Genomic DNA, 21,521 nt, shown 5'->3' with positions numbered 1-21,521 from the left:
GAGTCCGACCTGATCGAATCAGTAGTCGATCGCCGCGAACTCGCGGAGCTTCTTCACGCGGTGTCGGGCGTCGACGAAGCGCACGGTGCCGGAGCGTGAACGCATCACCAGGCTTTGCGTTCGCGCTCCTCGCGCGTCGAAACGGACGCCGCGCAGCAATGCTCCGTCGGTGAGGCCGGTGGCCGCGAAGAAGCAGTTGTCGCTCTGGATCAGGTCGTCTTGGGTCAGCACGCGGTCGAGGTCGAAGCCGGCTTCGAGCATCGCGGTGCGTTCCGCGTCGCCCTGAGGTGCGAATCGAGCTTGCATCTCGCCGCCCATCGCCTTGAGCGCCGCTGCGGAGATGACACCCTCCGGGGTGCCGCCGATGCCGAACAGCACGTCGACCCCGGCGTCGGGCCAGCAGGTGGCGACGGAGCCGTACACGTCGCCATCGGTGATCAGTCGGATCCGGCAACCAGCGGCACGGACCTCTCGGATGAGTTCTTCGTGGCGGGGCCGGTCGAGGATGACGGCGGTGAGGTCACCGACGTCTTCGCGCTTGGACTTGGCGATCCAGCGAAGGTTCTGGGTGGGGCTGGCGGTGATGTCGATCGCGCCGACCGATTCAGGACCGACGGCGATCTTCTCCATGTAGAACGACGGACCCGGATCGAGCATCGATCCGCGGTCGGCGACGGCGATCACCGACAGCGCATTGGTCTTGCCGTGTGCCGTGAGCGTGGTGCCGTCGATCGGATCGACGGCGACGTCGACGAGTGGCGCGGTGCCGTCTCCGACCACTTCCCCGTTGTAGAGCATCGGGGCATCGTCTTTTTCCCCTTCGCCGATGATGACGGTGCCCGTCATCGACACCGTCGACAGCGACAGCCGCATCGCTTCGACAGCGGCGTCATCAGCGGCTTCTTTCTCACCGCGTCCGACCCACCGTGCGGCGGCCAGGCACGCGGACTCGGTCGCTCGAACGAGATCCATCGCGAGGTTGCGGTCGGGATTCTGACGCTGGGTCGGCATGGTCGCAACGCTAACCGCGCGGCCCTCCGCCGACCGCTTCGACCGAGCGACGGGGCGATCAGGACTCGAACGCGGCTCGAAGGTTGTCCATCGTGATCCGACAGGCCTTCTCCAGATTGTCGCGTCGACCCTCGATCTTGCCGGGGTACACCTCCGGCATGGCCAGCATCGGAGCGTCGAACGACTCGGTCACCCGGCAGCGGCCCTCGTCGATCGCTTCGATGACGTAGCGCCAGGTCGTGGCGTGTTCGAAGCCGGGAGGTACTTCGTAGGCGAAGGCGTGCACCGGCTCCGCGACGGTGACCTCGCAGTCGGCGTGCCATTCGTAACCCTTCGCCTCGTTGTGGCCGCGGAAGCGGGCGCCGACGGCGATCTCGGTGGAGCCGTCGAGGAATTCGCAGCGCTGGTTCTCGGGACTGAGCGTGGGAAGGCGGTCGAGATCGGTCAGGAACGCGTAGACCTCCGCTGCGGGTGCGGCCACCTCGACCGTCGCCGACCCGGTGGTGGCCGAAGCGGCCTCGCTCGACGACGATTCAGTGGCCGCGCTGGCTTCGGTCGGCGTGTCGGATCCGTGGCTCGCTGGAGTCGTCATCTGGTCATTCTCACCGATCGGATCCACCGAACCCATTTCGGCCGTCTCCGAGGACGGTGCGACACATCGAGTGGATCGACACGAGTGGCGAGGGGAGTTCTACGGTGGGGGGATGGACGAGCCGATTCCCTTGTCGTTGGTGCAGTCGGGGATGGACCTGACCGAGCCGCGGCCCACTCCTCGCGGCGATGCGATCAGCTGGGTGCAGCGATGGGGGCGGTCGGTGGCCATCGTGCAGGCACCGATCGGTGGCGGAACGGCCAGGATCATCAGCCACGGGCCCGATCCGGCTGCCGGCCGCGGTCTCGGCGGCGGGTGCTACACGTGGGCCGGCGATGACCTCGTGTACGTCACGGTGGCGGGCAGCGTCTGGCATCAGCCGGCCGGAGCGCGAATCGGCCGCGAGGTCACAGCAGCCGAGGGCGGAGCCCGCGCTCCGCAGGTGGGTCGATGGAATGGCGCCGAGCGTTTCGTCGTGTACGTCGTCGACGAGGCCATGGTGATGCGGACATCGCTCGACGACGGCTCGACGATGCGGCTCGACGACGGGCGCCACGCCTTCTGCTTCGATCCGGCCGTCGCACCCGACGGATCGACGGTCTCCTGGACCGGCTGGAGCCCGCCGCACATGCCGTGGGACGCTGCGGTTCGTGTCGACTGTCGGCTTGCTGACGCGGCTTTGTCGGAGTTCGGCGTCGTCGACGCAGCAGTGCAGCAGCCACGATTCGCCCCAGACGGCACACCCGTCCACGTGCACGACGGCTCTGGCTGGCTGAATGTGTACGTCGACGCCGAACCGGTGCATGCCGAGGCGGTCGAGCAGGCCGGGCCGACCTGGGGAATGGGCAACCGCTCGTACGACATCTCGCCCGACGGCAACCTCGTCGCGATCGCGCGGAACCAGGCCGGTTTCGGGTCGATCGCCGTCGTGGATCGCCGCGACGCGACGGTCACGGAACTCGGGCGGGGCGTGCATGGGCATCTCAGCTGGCTCGCCGACGGCAGCGGAGTCGTCGCTGTTCGTTCGGGCGCCCGCACCCCGACCGAGATCGTCGTGTATCGGATCGCCGACGCGCCCACGTCGGCGGCCTCTGAGATCGGCTCTGCGACTCGGCGGAGCATCGCCGTCGGTCCGAACGTGAACTGGGATCGCGACGCGCTCGTCGAGCCGGAGTTGGTGGAGGCGCACTCGTCGGTCGACGGTGCCACGCTCCATGCGCGGCGCTACGTCGCCGGCGACGGCCGCCTGCTGTGCTGGGTGCACGGCGGGCCGACCGACCAGTGGCAGGTCGATTGGCGACCGCGCATCGAGTACTGGCGCAGCCGCGGCTGGGACGTACTCGTCGTCGATCCGCGCGGCACCACGGGGCACGGACGCAGCTACCAGCAGGCGCTGCACGGCCGGTGGGGACGCCTCGACGTCGACGACACCGCCGATCTCATCGGCCACGCCCATGGCGCAGGCTGGTCGTCACCGGAACGCACGGTGGTGATCGGTGGGTCGTCGGGCGGGCTCACCGCACTCGGCCTGCTCGCCGACCACGGCGAACTCGTCGCGGGGGCGGTGACGGCGTATCCGGTCAGCGATCTGCGGGCGCTGACCGAGGCGACACATCGTTTCGAAGCGCACTACACCGACACGCTGGTTGCGCCGCTCGACGGGAGCGACGCGTCGGAGCGTGCGTTCGCCGACCTCTCGCCGATCACCCGGGCCGAGCAGATCACCTCGCCGCTGTTGCTCTTCCACGGCACCGATGACCCCGTGGTTCCGATCGAGCAGAGCCACGCGCTCGTCGAGCGGGTTCGAGCCGGAGGAGGCTTCGTCGACTTCGTCGTCTACGAGGGCGAAGGGCACGGATTTCGCGACCCGGACAACGTCGCCGACGAGTACCGGCGAACGGAGTCGTTTCTCGCTCGCTTCGGTTGATCGACGCATCCGATCCGGTTCGTCGTCGGCCGGTCAGTCCGCGTACTGGATCTCCACCTTGAGGAGTTGCATGCTGAAGTCGGGCCACGTCGTGACCGCACTGTTCGTCGTGAGTCGAGGACTCGCTTCGATGACGTAGGTGTACGCATCGTTGTCCACCTGCTCGTCGATCAGGGACTTCGAGATCCACTCGTCGAAGGCGAAACCGCCCGTCGCCACGGAGGCGGCGAGCGCCAAAATGGTGCGGGTGCCGTCATCGGCGTATCTGACGAGTTCGACATGGAGGTCTTTGCCGCTGACATCATCGAGTATCGACGCTCGGAGTTGGCCCAGGTTGGTGCCTTCGGGAAGCAGCACCGGTGCCTCCAGGACGGCGTTCGGTTCGCCGCTCGGCACGTAGATGGCTCCGCCTTGCATCTGCCACCCAGCGCCGCTGACCCGGTGGCGGAACTCCTGTGCAGGTACCGAGATCGTGCCGCTCTCGAGTGCGCCGATCGCGATCAGACCGTTCACCGTTGCCCGGTCGTAGTAGCGGGCGTCGCTCTCGGCTCTGGTGTACACCTCCGACTTCGTGTAGACGTCGGTCTTGAGCGGGTAGCGGTCGTCGTGGTTGTGGTCTGCGTAGTAGCCCGAGACGTCGATCACCACGTTGACCGAACCTCGCTCGTTGAACACTCGGAAGTTGCCGTCGTCGTCGAGTTGGGTGGTCACCGCGTTGGGGATCGGGGGTGCGCCCGGTGACGGATTGAGGCTGGCGGCCTCGGGTTGGTCGCCGGCCGGCCAGAACGTGAGGAACGTCTGGCTCGTCGCGCCGAGCGCCGTGACGTTGAGTACGAGCGCGTTTGCGTCGTCGGGGAGGTCGGCCGCCGTGCACTGCCCCTGCTGTCCGCGGGCCTCGATGGTGTACGTCTCGTTCGGTCCGAGTGCCGAACTGCGCGGACCGACCTGGTTGCTCGCTCGTGTGTCGATGAGTCGGCACGGGCTGATCGGAACGTAGGTGGACCGTTCCCCCGAGTCTTGGACGGCGTTCGCCAGTCCGAAGCCGCCGCCCGCTCCGAGGGTGACGGCGACTGCCGCTCCGATCGCTGCCCAGCGTGAGCGATGCTCGATCTTCGTCATGGCAACACTCTCCACGACGAACGTCAACGCAGAGTCAAACGAACGCACGACGCCCCCGACCGGTGTGCCGAGCGATACGTGGCGGGTCTAGGAGATCGCGGCGACGACGTCGACGGTGAGGTGCGTACGTGCCGAGGTGAAGAGGCAGATGGTTCCGGTCGCCGACAGCCGGGCGATGATCTCGTTGCCGCCGTTGACCCCGGCCACATGGTTCAGCGACGACGCGACCGGCCGTGGCGTGATGCACGGGTGCACCGTGACGAAGCCGTTGCCTTCGGCTCCCACGGCCGTCACGTTGATGACGGCGCTCGTCGCGTCGAGCGGCACACCTCCGCGCCCGGTGACCTGGAGGACGAACTGGCTGCCGGGGGCTCGCTTGTCGTCTCCGACGAACGCGCCGTCGACGGTGCTGCCGTTGAGGCGTGTGTCGAGGATTCGACCGGGTTCGACGGGCGTGAGGTCGGTGCCGGCCGGAAGGAACCCGACGACGTCGGCGGTGAGATGCACGTTGGCCGAGACGAACAGGCAGATGTCACCTTCGGAGTCGACGCTGGCGATGATCTCGTTGCCGCGGTTGACGCCGGCGACGAAGTTGAGCGACGAAGCGACAGGGATCTCGGCGCCGCACGGGTCGACGGTGACGAACCCGGTGCGCTCGGCGGCGACCGCGGTGACGTTGACGATCACGGCGGCCGCGTCGGCGGGAACGCTGCCCCGACCGGCGACGGTGAGGAACTCGGTGTCGCCGGCCTGCGGCTTCGCCCCACCCTCCGATTGGCCGTCGAAGGTGAAGCCGTTCGGGCGGGTGTCGAGGAAGCGTGCGGGAGTGACCGGAACGGTCGGCGAGTCGGCTGCCACGAACCCGGTGACGTCGACGGTCAACTGCGTCGCCCGGCTGGTGTAGAGGCACACCTCACCCGAGGCGGTGAGCGGGGCGACGATCTCGTTGCCGAGGTTGACGCCGGCGGTGAAGTTGAGCGACGACGCGACCGGCCGCGGGCTGACGCAGGGATGCACGGTGACGAAGCCGGTGCCGTTCGCGCCGACGGCGGTGACGTTCATGATGGCCGCCTTCGCCCCACTCGGGACCCCGCCACGGCCGGCGATGTCGACTCGATACTGCGTGTCGGCGCCGCGAACCCCGGCCCGCTCGAACTGCCCGTCGATCGTCGTGCCGCTGGGTCGCGTGTCGACGAAGCGGCCCGGCGCGAGCGTGGTGAACGCGTTGGTGCCGGCTGGCGGATCGATATCCGGGTCGGGATCAGGGTCTGGGTCTGGTGGTGGCGGCGCCGGCGAGTCGCAGGCGACGGCAGCGGGCGGCGCAGTCGGCGTGCCACCTGCGGTGAGGGTGAACGCCACGTCGGACACGTCGAAGAAGAACACGCCGCATGCGGTGCCGGCCTTCTCGACCATGATCCGTGCCTGCGTGTCGGCGGCGACGCCCGGCAGCGTGACGGAGTGGCTGCCGTCGTTGGGCGTGGAGGTTGCCAACACGTACGGATAGGTGATGCCGTTGTCGAGTGAGGCGCGGATGTTGACGTTGGCCGCACTGATCGGCGCGGCGTTGGTGCCGGCGGGATTCCAGGTGACGGTCTGGGTGCTACCGCCGGGCAAGGACACCGCAGTGTTCGGCGACGTCACGGCGAATGGTGCGCCGGTGTCGACGACCTGCACGACGAGGTCGTCGTGATTCACGCCGCCGGACGTCGGGTGACCGTCGCGCACCGTGAGTCGGAAGTTGAGCGAGCGCTCGACGTTGGGGACGAACTCGGCCCAGCACTGTTGTGTCGCCGCATCGAAGTTGTTCGGCGCGGGGCAGGGCCCGTCGAGATTGCTCGTCTGGTCGGCCAGCGCCTGCAGCGTCGGCAGGTAGCGGTTCGGGTCGGTGCTCGGCGGACGAGAACGGAACAGCGCACCTGCGGCGACGTCGGGGTTTCCGAGCGTCCGTGACGACGGGGCGAGGTCGCGTTGCTCCCAGTTGTGCCGCAACACCGTCGCTGCGTCGGCGTCGGTTCCACGCCCGGTCAGCCGGAACGGGGTCGAGGCGGGGATGGCGCCGTCGGGGCCTGCGACGGCGACGGGGACCGAGTTGCCCGAGTTGGCAGCGCCGAGGTTCCCGGGGCTGCCCGGCGAGGTCGTGTAGGTGATGATCTGGTCGAGGCTGAACGAGTGGAAGTACGGGTCGCTGGCGCCCGTCGCTCCCGTCGCGGTGCCGATGATCTGGACGTCGTCGTTGCCGCAGATTCCGGCGTACGCGAGGATCGTGGTACCACCGCCGACTTCGAACGCCGCGGGACTGTTGCGATTGGAGCCGCACACCTGTGAGTTGAACGTATGGAGCGCGCCGTACTGATGGCCGAGTTCGTGCGCGACGTAGTCGACGACGAACGGGTCGCCGATCGGGCCCCCGAACCCAACGCTGAGTCCCGAGCAGCCCTGGGCCTTGAAGCTCGGCGACCCGACCGCCGGCGTCGCTGCCAGACCGCAGTCGAGTCCGACGACGACGTGGCCGACGTCGTAGTTCGCCGTACCGATCACGGCGTCGGTGACCACCTGGTTGCGGTCGAGGTTCTGGCCGTTGCTGCTACCGAACGGGTCGCAGTTCGGTCCTGGTGTTGGCGTCGACCACGATCCACCACCCGGGCAGCCGCCGTCGTTCAGGTAGATCAACTGGTCGGTGTCGTCGACGAGGACGAACTGGATGGCCAGTTCCGGACCGTAGATCCCGTTCAGGCGGTTGACGAGCGTCGCGTAGGCGGCCAACACGTTCGGGACCGTTCCGCCATGGAACGTCGAGTAGGTGCTGTCGGCTGACACCGCGAGGCGGTAGGTGCGCTGGCGGGTGCCGTTCGAACGGGCGTGCAGATCCGACGCGGCGACGTCGTCGAGGCCCGGACGCTCGGCGAGGTCCGGCGCCTCCGTCGAGTCGACGGTGCCGGTGCCGCTCGAGTCGACGGTGCCGATCAGGTCGGTCGGGTCGAGCAGGAGCGTGCCGGGCGCCGGTCGGGCGGTGATCGGGAGATCGGAACGGAAGTAGGAGAGGTAGACGCTCGTGTCGGTGTGCACGCGCGGATCGACGTACCACCAGCCGGAAGTCGAGGCGACCTGGGCCCGGAAGCCCGAGGGTGTCGACTCGAAGCGCACGGTGTCGCCCGATCCGTCCGTCGCGGTGCCCACGTACGCGGCCAGTTCGGGATACTTCTCCGCCAGCGCGGGTTCGAACGCGGTGGCCTCGACCACCTCGAACGACCGCATGTCGCCGGTGGGTGACGGGATCGTGACCACCGTGGGCACGTTGGCCGCCGTGGTGCCGCGTCCGGCACGCGCTGGCGCGAGAAGCTCGTCGAGGAGGTCCTGGCGCAGGGTGGCTGCCGTGAACGACTGCGGTTGCAGTGCGCCGAGATCGTCGGCGTCGTCGAGCAGATCCGCCTGGGCGCGCTCGCTGAGCGGCGACCAGATCGGATCGGCATCACGCTGGGCCGACCCGATGCCGGCCGTGCCGACCACGGCGGCCGTCACGGTCAAGATGGCGGCGAGCAGCAGGCTGAGATGGCGTCGGTGCATGTGCGTCCCTTCAGGTACGGCGTCCCGCATGCCGCTTCGGTTCGCGGGCGCACCCGGGAACGTAGCACTCTGTTGTCCTCGGGTCGTCGGCCGGTCGACGGGTGCTGGTGCCCCCCTGCGTCGTGCCCGTGACCGCTAGCGTGCGGTCGTGGCATTCGTGAACAAGCAAGGTGGCGCCCAGAAGCACGAAACGCGTGCCAACGCGGGTGAGCCGATCGATTTCGATCCCGACGACCCCTCGGTCGTGAAGGTCCACTACGACCTGGGCGCCTGGACGTTCGATCAGCGAGCCGAGTTGTCGGAGGCGCTCGCCGACAACGATCTGCCCCACGCGTGGGACGGCGACGAACTCATCGTCCCGGAGATCGTCGAGGAAGCCACCGATGCGATGTTCGAGTTGTTGGAGTCCCAGATCGGCCCGTTCCCGATCACCCTCGACGTCGACGCCGAATCGACCGAGTTCGGGCTCGACGAATGGACGCCGGGCGATCGCACCGTGCTCACCGAGTCGCTCGTCGAGTCCGAGATCCCGCATCGATGGGAGGGCACGACGTTGCTCGTCGCCAGCGACGCCGAGGAAGCGGTCGACGACCTCCTCGACGCGATCGAGGCCGGAGAGTTGATGTCGGCCGACGACTCGAACATCGGCAACGAACCACCCGACGGTGTGCTGTCCGATCTGTTCCTGGCCGCCGACAAGCTCGCGAAAGATCCCTTCGACGCCAAGGCTCGCACGAAGCTGATCGACGTCGAACCGCTGCTGAGCCCCAAGCATCCGCCGTACGCGATGGCGCCGCGTGCCTGGGCACAAGTGGTGAGCGGCGTCGACGAGATCGTCGCCCGCATGGGTGAGGACGCGTCCGGTGACCACGTCGACGACGACGGCACCGACCTGCACCTGCAAGAATCGTCCGACGTGATCGGCCTCGCCCAGCGGCTGCGCGAACTCCTGCGCCAGTACGTCTGACGCCCGCGCACGCAGCGGGCGAGAAATTTCGCCGCTTCGTGCGGCGCAACGCGGTCACGGGCGCATCGACGACGATCACGCAACGCCGTTCGAGCCTCGGTAGCGTTCGACTCGATGCTGCTGGCCGAACTGGAGATCTTCCACAGTCGACCCGTGCAGCCGACACGACGAATCGCGCTCGGGCACGTGGTGCTCCCCGTCGACCCCGCGCCCGGCTTCGGTGGGCTGTTGCTGGGTGCGATCGTCGCGCAGCACCTCGATGGCATCGACGATGATCTCGTCGGCGACATCCACCAACTCATCAACGAAGTCGGTCAAGGGTCTCGGATCGTGCAGCCGCGACTTCGGCATCGATTCCAGATCGATCGTCATGGCCTGTCGCACAGCACGCACCGGATGGTCGGTGACGGCGACGACATCTCGTTCGATTTCGACACCGTCGGCACCGATCTCGCTCAGGTGCTCGGCGCGGTCTACGCCGTCGAGCGGCTGGCGATGGAGCACCGTCGAATGATCGTTCCGGTGCTGCAAAAGGCCGCTCGTTGGCGCGGTCCGATCGGCGCGTCGATGATCGCCCACTTCGCCGGGTCGCAGTCGACGACGTTGGAGGCACTGGCCGATCCACGCGGTTGGGCGATGCAGGTGTTGGGCTTCGACGTGACCGCCAAGAAGCCGTCGAAGCGTCAGGTGATGCGAGCGTTCCGCGACCGGATGCGCGAGGTGCACCCCGATCATGGCGGGGCGGCCATCGACGCGGCCAAGGCGATGTCGGATCTCACCGAAGCACGTCGCATCCTCACCGCGAACTCCGCGGCCGACTGACGCCGCATCGGCTGGGATCCGCGACGGCAGCGGTGCCGACCCGGTTTCGAACATGCACACTGGTGTGATGCCGCGACCCACCGTCTTGCTGTATCCAGGAGCCGGGACCGGGTGTGACCACTCCAGCCTCGTGGCGGCCGAGCGTCGGATGGGGTCGTCGGCGAACGTGCACCGTCTCGACTTTCCGTATCGCCGCGAAGGTCGCAAGGCGCCCGATCGAGCGCCCAAGCTGATGGCGTCGATCCGCGACGACCTCCGGACGGTGTCTCGTCGACGGGGGCGACTTGTCATGGGTGGAAGGTCGATGGGCGGCCGAATGACGTCGATGGTGGCGGCGAACGTCGATGGCGGCGGCCCGGTGCGCCGTCTCGCCGGGCTGGTGTTGATCTGCTACCCGCTGCATCCGCCCGCGAAGCCGGAGAACCTGCGCGTCGAACACCTCGCCGATATCGAGGTCCCGTGTTTGTTCATCTCCGGCACCCGTGACCCGTTCGGCTCGCCGGAGGAACTGACAGCGTGGACGTCGACGATGACCACCCCGGTCGAGCACGTGTGGATCGAGGGCGGTCGCCACGACCTCAGGGGAGCCGACGACACCATCGCCGACGCCATTCACCGCTTCGTGAATGCGCTCACCTGACCCGACACTGCGCAAGGTCACAGAAGGTCATGGTGCCAGGCACGATGACCTGTGGTGAGAGGTCATGGTGCCAGGCACGATGACCTGTCAGCGGGGCGTGTCGAGGTCGATGGGGTGATCCTCGGGGTTGAGGTCCTCGAGTTCGGTGTGGGCAGTCTCCGGATAGGCGGCCACCACCAACACGGTCACCACGACCTGGCCGATCGACATGAGCGCCATCACCGAACCGTACGACCATCCGCTGTCGATGAGATGACCGGTGGCGATCAACCCGCCGATCCCGCCGACGAGGGCGAACGCGGTCACGAAGCCAGCGGCGCGAGTGCGGTTCGCGGTGGGGAACAACTCGGCTCGATACACCGCCATCGCCGGAAACACCGCGCTGCCGAGGATGCCGCCAAGCAGAGAGAACAGCCAGAGCCAGATGCCGCCGACGTAGAACGCTGCGACGATCGAAGCGACCGACAGCGGCAGCGCGATCGAGATGAGTCGGCGACGACCACGCCGATCGGCAATGCGCCCGCCGACGATCAGTCCGATGCCGGCCGGAGTCCCCACGGCGATCGAGAACAGGCCGATCATGCCCGCCGAGAACCCGCGGACGTCGTCGAGGTAACTGTTCTGGAAGAAGCTCGCCGGGGAGATGAAGATGTTGCCCATGAACGCGACGGCGGCGAGGAGCGCGAATCGCTTGCGGTCGAGGCGTGGAGCCTTCTTGGGTCGGTCGGTGCGAGCGGACTCGGCAGCGAACCGCCGAGTCTCGGGAAGTCGGCGTGCCAGGTCGAGTGCGACGACGCACCAGATGGCAGCGACGAGATACACGAGACGCCAGCCGCTCTCGCCGATGTCGGCGAGCCGCAGCGACATCACGGCGATGCCGGCTCCGAACCCCGACGCCATCGCCAACACGCTGACGGCGTAGGCCCGGCTGCTGCGGGGCATCTCCTCGGCGGCGATCACCCCGACGAGGAAGGCGAGCGCGATGCCCATCGGTCGACCGAAGGTCTGGGTGGCGACGAGCGTCGCGAAGTTCGGCGCGACGGCACCGAGCAGACACAACAACGGACCCAGCCAGGCAACGACGAGCACCACCCGTCGTCGGCCGATCCGGTCGGCCAACACCGCGGCTGGTAACGCGACGACGATGCCAGCGCGAACGATCGCGCCCGCGATGCCGATCCCGGTGTTGCCGACACCGAAGTCGTCAGCCGCGAACTCGACGGTCTGCGTGAACAACGTGTTGACGAACGCGGCCGACATCGACGCCGCGGCCAACAGTCCGATGACGAGGAGTTGCGTGGCGTCGAGCTGATCCGGAGGTGCCCACCAGCCGCGATGTGAGATCTTGCGCGCCAGCACCAGGCGAGCAGGCCGCCGGAACAGCCAGCCGAACCAGGGGATGTTCAGCCGATAGCTCGTGCGTTCGATCAGGCGGTCGCCCGACGCGTCGAGCGTCCGCTCGTACTGGACGAAGGGGCCGTGTCGCTGGTGGAATCGTCGAAGGTGGTTGTCGACCTCGCCCTCGACCCTGGCGCCACCGGTGATGGCGTGCTCGGCTGTGTCGGCTGTGTTGGCTGTGTCGGCTGTGTCGGCTCGGCGCTCGTCGGTGACCTCGATCTCGTCGAGGAGATCACGGCGTTCGGCGCCGAGGCGTTGTCGATGCTCCTCGTCGTTCGGCCAGGACCGAGTGAGGGTGCTCCCGCCGGTGCGCACGCGGGGAGCATACTGGTGAGCTGTGAACGCCTCCGTTGACGCCATCGAGCCGCTCGAGCCCGCGACCATCGTCGTGCGCGGCAACGGGCCGCTGGCCGGCACGGTGCACGTTCCGGGAGCCAAGAACTCGGTGCTCAAGCTGATGGCGACGACCATCCTCTGTGATGGAGCGTTCGAGTTGACCAACGTTCCCGACATCGCCGACGTCGCGATCATGGGCGACCTGCTGGCGGCGATCGGCGTCGAGATGACGCGTCCGGCGGCGGGCGAACTCGTGCTCGTCAACACCGGTCGCATCACCCCGGTGGCACCATACGAACTGGTCGAGCGGATCCGCGCTTCGATCAACGTCCTGGGGCCTTTGCTCACCCGCTGTGGCGAGGTCCGTCTGTCGATGCCGGGCGGCGACGATTTCGGTGCTCGGCCGATCGACATGCACGTGGCCGGGCTCGAAGCGATGGGGGCCGAGTTCAAGTTCAGTCACGGGTATCTCGAAGCGCGGGCCGATCGGCTCCACGGGGCTGACATCGCGTTCGAGTTCCCCTCGGTCGGAGCGACCGAGAACCTCATGACCGCGGCGGTGCTCGCCGATGGTGTCACGACCATCGACAACGCCGCTCGCGAACCGGAGATCACCGACCTCGGCGAGTTCCTCGTGGCGATGGGGGCGAAGATCGACGGCATCGGGACCTCGACCTTGGTGATCGAAGGCGTCGACCAGTCCGACCTGCATCCCGTTCGTCATCACACGGTCCCCGATCGCATCCAGGCGGCCACGTATCTCGCGGCGTGCGCCGTCACCGGTGGCGAACTCGACGTGGTCGGAGCCCGCGCCGATCACATGACCATGCTGCTCGACCGCTTCGCCAACATGGGCCTCGAGATCACCACCACCGACCTGGGCATCCATGTGAGTGCCGACCAACGGCTGCGTTCGATCGATGTGGCGACGCTGCCGTATCCGGGGATCGCCACCGATTACAAGCCGCTCATCATCACGATGCTGGCCGTGGCCGACGGGGTCGGCATCGTCACCGAGAACCTGTACCCCGGCCGATTCCGTTACGTGGAGGAGCTCCAGCGCCTCGGGGCCGACGTGCGCACGAGCGGTCATCACGCCGTCGTGCGTGGTGTGCCCCGGTTGTCGGGCGCACCGGTCAAGGCGCACGACATCCGCGCCGGCGCGGCCATGGTTGTTGCCGGACTCGCCGCCGAGGGTGTGACGACCATCTCGGGGGTGCACCACATCGACCGTGGCTACGACGATCTGGTCGGACGACTCCAACAGGTCGGCGCCGACATCGAACGCCGCTGACGACCTCTCCAGCGACGACCGGTGGCAGCGTGTGTCAACCATCGGCGCTTCCGGTGACGATCGATCCCCTGCTCAGATCTGGGGATTCCATTCGTCGATCAGCCGGCTCGCGTAGTTCTCGAGTTCGGTCGGGTCGAGGCCCTGGCTCACCCAGAACTGGCGGATGCAGTCGGATCGGTCGTCGAAGAGGAAGAACTGGGATTGTCCGACCGGCGGATCGGCGATCGGAACCACGGCAACTCGCAACGGACCTCGGGTCGCACGGATTCCTCCATCGGCGAGGACCTGCACGGCGATCGCCAACGTGTCGCTGTCGGGTTCGGGACCGCCGAGACGTTCGACGACGAAGACATCCTCGGGGTCCATGGGGTCACCTCCCCAGATCGCCCGATCGTCGTCGATGCGGACCTCGCCGGTGGGGGAGCCGTCGGGCAGCGTGAAGATCGGAACCGGCCGATCGCATGGGAGATAGGCGATGTCGAGGCCGATGCAGTCGTTGCGGCTGCTACTGAAACCGACGATGCGATCGTCGGCATCGGTGGAGATGAGGATCGCTCGTGGGCCCGCCACCTGCCACGTGAAGGGTCCGGTTTGTCCGAACATGTTGTCGATGTCGATGTCGGCGACGGGATCACCGATGCCGACACCGTTCGTTGTGGTGACACCGGTGGGTTCGAGGTCGAAGAACGACCGGCTCGGAGCGATTCCGGGAGGGGCGAGACCGACGCTCCATGCGCTCGGTCGAATCGGTTCACCTTCGGCTTCGCGCTCTTCGACGACTCGGACATTTCCCCAGTTGGTCTCGCGGTACTCGAGGTTTCCGGTGCAGGCGAGCTTGGGAGGCATCGCCAGCCAGCCGCTCGCAGCCGTGGGCGCTCCCAGGGCCGTGGTGATCCGGTCGATCAGTCCGTCATCGAACGGCCATCCGGCGAGTGTTGCGGATTCCAGGTCGATCAGGGCAAGATCGTCGTCTGCGTCGCTGCCGTCGCTCGGCTGCGTCGTGGTGCTGGTGGAGGTGCTGGTGGTGCTGGTGCTGGTCGTGCTGGTGCTGGTGCTGGTGCTGGTCGTCGTGGAATTCGTGGGAACGGTCGAAGGCGCGGTGGTCACCGGGACCAGCGTCGTGGTCGAGGCCGAGACATCGCCGGTCGTCGGGTCCGGAACCCCGGTGGTCGTCGGTCCGTCGACATCGCCGGCTGACGTCGCCGGAGCAGCATCACCACTCGGTCCGTCGTCGTCGCCCGCATCTTCCGACGCGCAACCGACGACAGCGATCGTGAGCACGAGAGCGACAGACAGTGACCTCATCCACCAGACCTACCACGCCCGTCCGTTCGCCAAACGAGCAAGCTCACCGGTCATCACGTCACGAACGTCGACCGCTCACCCGATTATCGAGCGAGCCGTCTGGGTGCGCACTGACGTCGGGACTGCGGCAGGGTCGAGAGGCAGATCGGCGTCAGTCGTCGGCGGGTGGCGCGACGGTGGGGTCATTGGCCCCAGCGGCAGCGGCCGCAGCTTCGACGCGTCGTTTGGCGACGACCAGGAGGCCGACGATCACCAAAATCGGACCGCCGATGAGCAGGATCTCGTCCCAGCCGCCCTGGTGGGCGAGGAGCCCGGCGAACATCGATGAGAAGACCATCGGTATCGATCGTACGGCCGCCGACGATTGAATGGAACGCACGATGCGCGAACAGGTCGAAGCAACCATCGAGGTCATCCGCCCGGCGCTCCAAGCCGACGGTGGCGACATCGTGCTGCGCAGCGTCGATGCAGCGACCGGTGTCGTCGAGATCGAGGTGTTCGGCGCGTGCGTCGGCTGCCCGTCGTCCGATGCATCTCTCGAGGTCGGCGTGGCGAGAATCATCCGCGATCGAGTCGATGGTGTGCGTCGGGTCGTCAACGTCGCGGTGGCCACCGGAGGAGTGTGCGCACACGGCGCCGGTGCCGCTGACGTCGCTGATGGGCACGCCGGCGCAGCAGCACCCGGCGTCGTCTGATTGGGCAGAGCACCCGGTCATCGGGGAGACTGCGAAGCGATGGGTCGGAAACGTGTGCCTGCTGGCGAACTCTTCCAGGCAGCGCTCGACGGCGACCGCAGCTCGCTCGCACGGCTGCTCTCGCTGATCGAACGCGGCGACGACGAAGCGAGAGAAGTCGGTCGTCTCGCGTATCCCTTGTCGGGGGAGGGCTACACGGTCGGGCTCACCGGCGCACCCGGCGCCGGCAAGTCGACGCTCACCAGCGCCGTCATCCGCCACCTGCGTTCTCTCGACCTCGAGATCGCCGTGCTCGCCATCGACCCCTCGTCGCCGTTCACGGGCGGAGCGATTCTCGGTGACCGCGTGCGGATGCAAGACCATGCCACCGACCCGGGTGTCTTCATCCGGTCGATGGCCACGCGCGGCCACCTCGGCGGGTTGTCACTGGCGACGCCCGAGGCGGTTCGTGCGCTCGACGCAATCGGCCGCAAGTGGATCCTGGTCGAGACCGTCGGCGTCGGCCAGGTCGAGGTCGAGGTGGCAGGCAAAGCCGACACGACGGTCGTGGTCGTCAACCCAGGATGGGGTGACAGCGTGCAGGCGAACAAGGCGGGTCTGATGGAGATCGCCGACGTGTTCGTGATCAACAAGGCGGATCGCAAGGGCGTCGACGAGACCAAACGAGACCTGATGCAGATGCTGGATCTCTCCGATCTGCCCCACGACGCCTACCGTCCGCCGATCATCGCGACGGTCGGCACGACCGGTGAGGGCATCGTCGATCTGTGGGATGCGGTGCTGGCACACCGCGCATACGCCGAATCGAGTGGCGTGTTGGCCGAGCGCCGCACGTTCCGGCTGCGTGAGGAACTGCGTGAGATCATTGCGCAGCGGCTCGGGCGAAAGGCCCGGCAGCTGTGCACCGGGGAACGCTGGGACGAGCTCACCGACGAGGTCGTCGATCGCACGACCGACCCGTGGACCGCCGCCGACGAGATGCTCGCCGGCATCGACGCCTGACCCGCCCGACGGCACCGAGCCGCGACCTGGTCAGCCCGGCGTCGGAGTCGACTCCGGACTGGATCCGGGTCGGAGCCGGACGGGAAGATCTGACACACTCGGCGCATGGCTGCCTACGAACTCTTGACCCTCGAACGACGCGATGACGGTGTGGCGCTGTTGACGCTGGCGAATGGCAAGGTCAACGCTCTGTCGAGCGAATTGGTCGCCGAGATCGGCGCTGCTGCAGCGGATCTCGCCGCCGACCTTCCCGGTGCGGTCGTGGTGACCGGCGGTGATCGGATCTTCGCCGCGGGCGCCGACATCTCTCAGTTCGGCGGACCGGACGAAGCGCGAGTGATCGGCCCGGCGATCCACGCCGCGTTCGACGCGCTCGCCAGCCTGCCGCGACTCGTCATCGCCGCAGTCGGTGGCTACGCGCTCGGAGGTGGCTGCGAACTGGCCCTGGCCTGTGACTACCGGATCGCGTCGGAGAAGGCCGTGTTCGGTCAGCCCGAAATCCTGCTCGGGATCATCCCCGGGGGCGGGGGGACGCAGCGTCTGGCACGTGTCGTCGGCCCGAGCAAGGCCAAGGAGCTGTGTCTCACGGGCCGCCAGGTGAGGGCCGAGGAGGCGTTGCGCATCGGGCTGGCCGACGAGGTGGTCGCTCCCGAGGACCTCCACGATCGAGCGCTCGCGCTCGCCGCCGAGTTGGCCAAGGGGGCGCTGGTCGCGCAGGGTCTGGCGAAGCAGGCCATCGACCACGGACTGTCGACCTCGCTCGCGGAGGGCCTGCGGCTGGAGCTCGACGCCTTCACCGAGGTGTTCGGCACCGAGGATTCCCAGATCGGTGTGCGGAGTTTCCTCGAGAACGGCCCCGGCAAGGCAACGTTCACCGGGCGGTGACACGGGCCTCGTGACACGGGCCTGGTCGCTCGGGCCCGGGGCGTCACCCGACCGACGTCGGCTCGGACGTGCTGTCGCTGGATGCCGCTGAGCGGAGCGGCCGCTTCAACGACCACGCGTCCTTGGCCAGCCAGAGACCGAACGACGTCAGCAGCACCATCGCCGTGGCGACCACTGCGTACGCGACGGTTCGGCCGAAATGCTCGTAGATCACGCCGGTTGTGACGGCGGTGAGCCCGGCCATCACCGCCTGCGCCGCGCCGAGCATTCCTTGTGCTCCGGCCTGTCGATCCTCGGGGATCACGAGTCCGGCGCCGACACCCGCCGCGGAGATCGTCATGCCGTCGCTCAATGCGTGTACCATCGCGAGGGCGAAGATGAGGCCGCCGGTGGGGAGCAGGCCGTAGCCGAGCAGGAAGCCGGCGCCCGCGAACAACCCGATGGCAGCGAGTCGGAACGGTCCGAACGTCTGCGCCGTTCGACCTCCGAGCGGTCCGAGCACGACCAGCGGCAACGCGAACAGGGTGATGCCGAGATTCGCGATCCAGTCGGCCGTGTCGAGTTCGTCGTGAACGAGCGCCCACAGCGAGTCGAAGCCGCCGATCATCACGAATCCGACCCCGGCGAGGACGGTCGCGCCGGCGAACGGGCGGATACGCAGCAGGTCGAAGGCGAGCCGTTTCTGCGGTCGGGCCTCGACGGCGGTCTCGACCACCGGTACACGGGCCACGAAGGCCAGGAGCACCGCTGCGAACACGGCGATGGCGATGAACGGAGCGGGAATACCGAACGGGCCGACGAGGATCGCCGAGATCGCCGGGCCCATCGCGAAACCGAACACGTCGGCCGCGAGCAGCCGACCGAGGTTGCTGCCGAGGTTGCCGGGGTCGGCGAGGATCACGATGCGGCGGATCGCAGGGCTCGCCGCACCGATGCCGATCCCGGAGATGAATCGTCCGATCAAGATGGGGGCGAGCGTCGTGCCGAGCGCCATCAGCAGCAGCCCGGCGATGTTGACCGTAACGCCGAGGAACACGATGAGGCGTGCGTGGCCCCGGTCGGCGTAGGGAGCGATGACGACCTGCGACAGGAATCCGGACAGGAAGCCGATTCCGATCACGACGCCGATCGCGCTTTCGCTGATCCCGTACTCGTTCTTGTAGTCGTCGACGATCGTGAACAGCACGCCGTAGCCGGCGGCGAGGGTCGCCATCAGCCCGCCGAACGCGAACAGCAGAAGCAGCGGCGACGGAGGCGCCGGGCGAGCCCCGTCGGGGGCCGGTGCGTCGGGTTTGGCTCGGGGTCGCAGGCGCACGGACCGACACTATCGACGTGTTCGGCTCGGGCTTGGGTGGAATGCCGTGACGTTGGTTCGAGCGACAGCGTCGGTCAGACCGGCTGGGTGGCTGGGTGGCTGGGTGGCTGGGCGGCTGGGTGGCTCAGCCGAAGGTGACCAGGCCGGTCTCGAAGACGCTGCTCAGCGCAGGGTGAGTCGGAAGCGCTCGTACCGTCGCGCCCCACGGCCCGGCGAGCGTGGGCGTGAACGAGCCGGAGTATCGGCCGTTGCCGTCGGATCGCATCGCGACGACCTCGCGTCGATCGAGATCGAGTTGACCGTCAGCGGCCAGGGGGCCGTGCACGATCTGCACGGTCACCTCGTCGGCGACCAGTTCACCCGTGTCGATGGCGGCGCTGATCTGACGTTCGACGCCGGCCAACCCGTCGTCGAGCTCGGCCTGAGGGTCGATCGTCACACGCACCGAGGGCCACACGGACGCGATACTGGCGCGCCAGGCGGCCAGCTCGCGCGCTTGCGCGGCACCTTCCGCGACGGCCCCGTCGCCTGACGCTGCTGCCGGCTCGTACAGCTGAACGGTGTAGTCGCGCACCATCCGCCCGGCGATCACGTTCCAGCCCAGCGACGCCCAGTTGTTCTTGATGCGTTCGATCCACCCGTGCGGCAGTCCGTCGTCGCCGCGGGCGTAGTACAGCGGCACGAGCTCACGCTCGAGGACGTCGAAGGTGGCGTCGGCCTCACGGCGATCGCGCCGAGCGTCGTCGTGTTCGTCGTCGAAGGAGGGGATGTCGAAGCCGTTCGACCCGTTCGACATCTCGTCCCACCAGCCATCGAGAATGGAGCAGTTCAGCACGCCGTTGAGGGCTGCTTTCATCCCGCTCGTTCCGCATGCTTCCATCGGGCGTCGCGGCGTGTTCAACCAGACGTCGCAGCCGTGATACATCGTTCGGGCGATGCCGATGTCGTAGTCGGGGATGAACACGAAACGGTGGCGAACGTCGGCGTCCTGGGTGACCTGGTGGATCGCCTGGATGAGCGCCTTGCCCGGATGATCGGCCGGGTGTGCCTTGCCGGCGAAGACGAACTGGACCGGCCGGTCGGCGTCGACGAGGATGCGCTTGAGGCGGTCGAGTTGCCCCAACAGCAGGTTGGCGCGCTTGTATGTCGCGAAGCGGCGGGCAAAGCCGATCGTGAGGATGTCGGGGTCGAGTAGGTCGGACCCGAGGCGGTCGCGGACGAGATCGACGAGCTCCTGGCGGCCCTGCCGTCGAACCAGCCAGATCGCGCCATGATCGATCTCGTGCACGCGTGCGAACGCGTCGGCGTCTGCGAGATGCCACTGATCACCGACGATGCCCGACAGGAGCTGATCGGTGAGATCGCTCACCCACGTGCGGGCGTGCACCCCGTTGGTGATGTGGCCGATGGGCGTCTCGGGGACGTCGTGGCCGGGCCACATGCCGCTGAACATCTCGCGGGCGACGGTGCCGTGCAGTGCGGCGACCCCGTTGCGACGCGACGCCAGGCGCATGCCCATCACGGCCATGTTGAACTTGCCATCGGGCTCGTCGTCGCGTTGGCCGAGCGCGAAGAGCTGTTCGAAGTCGATGCCGAGCTGGGGTGCGAAGTCCTCGAAGTATCGCTGGAACAGATCGCGGGGGAACCGGTCGATGCCGGCAGGAACGGGCGTGTGCGTCGTGAAGACTCCGCCGGCGCGGACCGCTTCGATCGCCTCGTCGAACGAGAGCCCGCGATCGACCCACTCGCGCACCCGCTCGAGACCGAGGAACCCGGCGTGTCCTTCGTTCATGTGGAACACCTGTGGGTCGAGGTCGAGGGCCCGCAGCGCCCGAACGCCGCCGATGCCGAGCACGATCTCCTGGCGAAGCCGATGCTGTTCGTCGCCGCCGTAGAGACGGTTGGTGATCGAGATGATCTCGGGGGGATTCTCGGGAAGGTTCGTGTCGAGCAGGTACAGCGGCACACGACCGACGTCGACTCTCCACACCTGGATCGCCGCAGTGAGCCCGGCGAGGTCGAGATGGACCACCACCCCGGTGTTGACCATGCCGAGCGCCGACGGATCGATCCGGTCGTTGCGCTCCTCTTGCCAGCCTTCGGGATTCAGCTGCTGGTGAAAGTAGCCCTCGGAGTACAGCAGTCCGACGCCGATCAACGGAATGCCGAGGTCGGAGGATGCTTTCAGGTGGTCGCCGGCGAGCACCCCGAGTCCGCCGGAGTACTGCGGTACCGCTTCGGTGATCCCGAACTCGGGGGAGAAGTACGCGACGCTCCGCAACGGCGTGCCGTGCTCGCGTTCGCGATCGTCGAACCACGCCGGATCGTCGAGCGCTGCGTCGAGCCGGGCGGTTGCCGCGGCGACCTGCTCGACGAACGCAGGGTCGTCGGCGAGTTCGACCCACCGGTTGGGTGCGGTTCGACGCACGAGGTCGGTCGGGTGCTGCCCGGTTCGACGCCAGCTCTCATCACCGCCCTGTTCGTCGATGCGATCGAACACGGAGGCGAGTTCGCGATCCCATGCCCAGTGCAGGTTCGCGGCGAGCCTCGGGAGCGCCGCCAGTGACTCGGGGATTTCGCTGGTGACGTTGAAACGGTGGATCGGTCGCACTGGCGGGATGGTAGCCGTGCCCGCAGGGGTCCCGCTCG

17 protein-coding genes are annotated in these 21,521 nt (G+C 67.8%); 8 read left to right on the top strand and 9 right to left on the bottom strand.

Features of this window, described 5'->3' with window-relative positions:
- Positions 1-18: 18 nt before the first annotated feature.
- Positions 19-1,011 (bottom strand): class II fructose-bisphosphatase, encoded by a 993-nt coding sequence (gene glpX / locus ACE37B_RS08110; protein ID WP_409922770.1) that lies wholly within the window; start codon positions 1,009-1,011, stop codon positions 19-21.
- Between the two features lie 58 nt (positions 1,012-1,069).
- Entirely contained in the window at positions 1,070-1,603 is a 534-nt protein-coding gene (locus ACE37B_RS08105; RefSeq protein WP_409922769.1) for an SRPBCC family protein, read from the bottom strand.
- Positions 1,604-1,715: 112 nt separating this feature from the next.
- On the opposite strand from ACE37B_RS08105, the gene ACE37B_RS08100 reads away from it, so the two are divergent.
- A complete protein-coding gene (locus ACE37B_RS08100) occupies positions 1,716-3,530 on the top strand; it encodes a prolyl oligopeptidase family serine peptidase (RefSeq protein WP_409922768.1) in 1,815 nt (604 codons plus the stop codon).
- Positions 3,531-3,563: 33 nt separating this feature from the next.
- Here ACE37B_RS08100 and ACE37B_RS08095 read toward each other — a convergent pair whose 3' ends face one another.
- Both ACE37B_RS08095 and ACE37B_RS08090 read right to left on the bottom strand, forming a co-directional pair.
- A complete protein-coding gene (locus ACE37B_RS08095) occupies positions 3,564-4,649 on the bottom strand; it encodes a hypothetical protein (protein ID WP_409922767.1) in 1,086 nt (361 codons plus the stop codon).
- An 87-nt stretch (positions 4,650-4,736) separates the two neighbouring features.
- The gene (locus ACE37B_RS08090; RefSeq protein ID WP_409922766.1) at positions 4,737-8,213 is read right to left on the bottom strand and encodes a reprolysin-like metallopeptidase; all 3,477 of its coding nucleotides are present in this window, start codon (positions 8,211-8,213) and stop codon (positions 4,737-4,739) included.
- Between the two features lie 148 nt (positions 8,214-8,361).
- Here ACE37B_RS08090 and ACE37B_RS08085 point away from each other — a divergent pair, with 148 nt between their 5' ends.
- The 3 genes from ACE37B_RS08085 to ACE37B_RS08075 all read left to right on the top strand — a co-directional run bounded on the left by ACE37B_RS08085 (position 8,362) and on the right by ACE37B_RS08075 (position 10,642).
- Entirely contained in the window at positions 8,362-9,180 is an 819-nt protein-coding gene (locus ACE37B_RS08085; protein WP_409922765.1) for a hypothetical protein, read from the top strand.
- 114 nt (positions 9,181-9,294) lie between these two features.
- Positions 9,295-10,002, top strand: coding sequence for a J domain-containing protein (locus tag ACE37B_RS08080; RefSeq protein WP_409922764.1), 708 nt, complete (start codon positions 9,295-9,297; stop codon positions 10,000-10,002).
- Between the two features lie 67 nt (positions 10,003-10,069).
- Positions 10,070-10,642 (top strand): alpha/beta family hydrolase, encoded by a 573-nt coding sequence (locus tag ACE37B_RS08075; protein WP_409922763.1) that lies wholly within the window; start codon positions 10,070-10,072, stop codon positions 10,640-10,642.
- A gap of 87 nt (positions 10,643-10,729) precedes the next feature.
- On the opposite strand, the gene ACE37B_RS08070 is transcribed toward ACE37B_RS08075, so the two are convergent.
- Positions 10,730-12,355, bottom strand: coding sequence for an MFS transporter (locus tag ACE37B_RS08070; RefSeq protein ID WP_409922762.1), 1,626 nt, complete (start codon positions 12,353-12,355; stop codon positions 10,730-10,732).
- Positions 12,356-12,377: 22 nt separating this feature from the next.
- On the opposite strand from ACE37B_RS08070, the gene murA reads away from it, so the two are divergent.
- Positions 12,378-13,670 carry a UDP-N-acetylglucosamine 1-carboxyvinyltransferase gene (gene murA / locus ACE37B_RS08065; RefSeq protein ID WP_409922761.1) on the top strand — a complete coding sequence of 431 codons (1,293 nt, stop codon included), beginning with the start codon at positions 12,378-12,380 and terminating at the stop codon, positions 13,668-13,670.
- Positions 13,671-13,742: 72 nt separating this feature from the next.
- Here the strand turns inward: murA and ACE37B_RS08060 are convergent, their stop codons facing one another.
- Together ACE37B_RS08060 and ACE37B_RS08055 are read right to left on the bottom strand one after the other, a co-directional pair.
- Positions 13,743-14,975, bottom strand: a complete 1,233-nt coding sequence (locus ACE37B_RS08060) for a hypothetical protein (RefSeq protein ID WP_409922760.1) — start codon at positions 14,973-14,975, stop codon at positions 13,743-13,745.
- A gap of 151 nt (positions 14,976-15,126) precedes the next feature.
- Entirely contained in the window at positions 15,127-15,312 is a 186-nt protein-coding gene (locus tag ACE37B_RS08055; protein ID WP_409922759.1) for a hypothetical protein, read from the bottom strand.
- Positions 15,313-15,343: 31 nt separating this feature from the next.
- Here ACE37B_RS08055 and ACE37B_RS08050 point away from each other — a divergent pair, with 31 nt between their 5' ends.
- From ACE37B_RS08050 to ACE37B_RS08040, 3 genes are all read left to right on the top strand, one after another.
- Positions 15,344-15,670 (top strand): NifU family protein, encoded by a 327-nt coding sequence (locus ACE37B_RS08050; RefSeq protein WP_409922758.1) that lies wholly within the window; start codon positions 15,344-15,346, stop codon positions 15,668-15,670.
- Positions 15,671-15,709: 39 nt separating this feature from the next.
- Positions 15,710-16,672, top strand: coding sequence for a methylmalonyl Co-A mutase-associated GTPase MeaB (gene meaB, locus ACE37B_RS08045; RefSeq protein ID WP_409922757.1), 963 nt, complete (start codon positions 15,710-15,712; stop codon positions 16,670-16,672).
- Between the two features lie 105 nt (positions 16,673-16,777).
- The gene (locus ACE37B_RS08040; RefSeq protein WP_409922756.1) at positions 16,778-17,557 is read left to right on the top strand and encodes an enoyl-CoA hydratase/isomerase family protein; all 780 of its coding nucleotides are present in this window, start codon (positions 16,778-16,780) and stop codon (positions 17,555-17,557) included.
- Between the two features lie 43 nt (positions 17,558-17,600).
- On the opposite strand, the gene ACE37B_RS08035 is transcribed toward ACE37B_RS08040, so the two are convergent.
- Positions 17,601-18,872: an MFS transporter gene (locus ACE37B_RS08035; protein ID WP_409922755.1), complete on the bottom strand. Its 1,272-nt coding sequence runs from the start codon at positions 18,870-18,872 to the stop codon at positions 17,601-17,603.
- 124 nt (positions 18,873-18,996) lie between these two features.
- Positions 18,997-21,483 carry an alpha-glucan family phosphorylase gene (gene glgP, locus ACE37B_RS08030; RefSeq protein ID WP_409922754.1) on the bottom strand — a complete coding sequence of 829 codons (2,487 nt, stop codon included), beginning with the start codon at positions 21,481-21,483 and terminating at the stop codon, positions 18,997-18,999.
- Positions 21,484-21,521 lie beyond the last annotated feature (38 nt).

It is taken from the genome of Ilumatobacter sp. (assembly GCF_046290335.1).
Classification (GTDB): domain Bacteria; phylum Actinomycetota; class Acidimicrobiia; order Acidimicrobiales; family Ilumatobacteraceae; genus Ilumatobacter_A.
The sequence above is the reverse complement of the archived record's forward strand: the minus strand, read 5'-3'. Positions and strand labels throughout refer to the sequence as shown.

Bases quoted from the DNA above. Each gene is read 5' to 3' on its own strand.
- glpX (WP_409922770.1), bottom strand. From the start codon at position 1,011: ATGCCGACCCAGCGTCAGAATCCCGACCGCAACCTCGCGATGGATCTC.
- ACE37B_RS08105 (WP_409922769.1), bottom strand. From the start codon at position 1,603: ATGACGACTCCAGCGAGCCACGGATCCGACACGCCGACCGAAGCCAGC.
- ACE37B_RS08100 (WP_409922768.1), top strand. From the start codon at position 1,716: ATGGACGAGCCGATTCCCTTGTCGTTGGTGCAGTCGGGGATGGACCTG.
- ACE37B_RS08095 (WP_409922767.1), bottom strand. From the start codon at position 4,649: ATGACGAAGATCGAGCATCGCTCACGCTGGGCAGCGATCGGAGCGGCA.
- ACE37B_RS08090 (WP_409922766.1), bottom strand. From the start codon at position 8,213: ATGCACCGACGCCATCTCAGCCTGCTGCTCGCCGCCATCTTGACCGTG.
- ACE37B_RS08080 (WP_409922764.1), top strand. From the start codon at position 9,295: ATGCTGCTGGCCGAACTGGAGATCTTCCACAGTCGACCCGTGCAGCCG.
- ACE37B_RS08075 (WP_409922763.1), top strand. From the start codon at position 10,070: ATGCCGCGACCCACCGTCTTGCTGTATCCAGGAGCCGGGACCGGGTGT.
- ACE37B_RS08060 (WP_409922760.1), bottom strand. From the start codon at position 14,975: ATGAGGTCACTGTCTGTCGCTCTCGTGCTCACGATCGCTGTCGTCGGT.
- ACE37B_RS08055 (WP_409922759.1), bottom strand. From the start codon at position 15,312: ATGGTCTTCTCATCGATGTTCGCCGGGCTCCTCGCCCACCAGGGCGGC.
- ACE37B_RS08050 (WP_409922758.1), top strand. From the start codon at position 15,344: ATGGAACGCACGATGCGCGAACAGGTCGAAGCAACCATCGAGGTCATC.
- meaB (WP_409922757.1), top strand. From the start codon at position 15,710: ATGGGTCGGAAACGTGTGCCTGCTGGCGAACTCTTCCAGGCAGCGCTC.
- ACE37B_RS08040 (WP_409922756.1), top strand. From the start codon at position 16,778: ATGGCTGCCTACGAACTCTTGACCCTCGAACGACGCGATGACGGTGTG.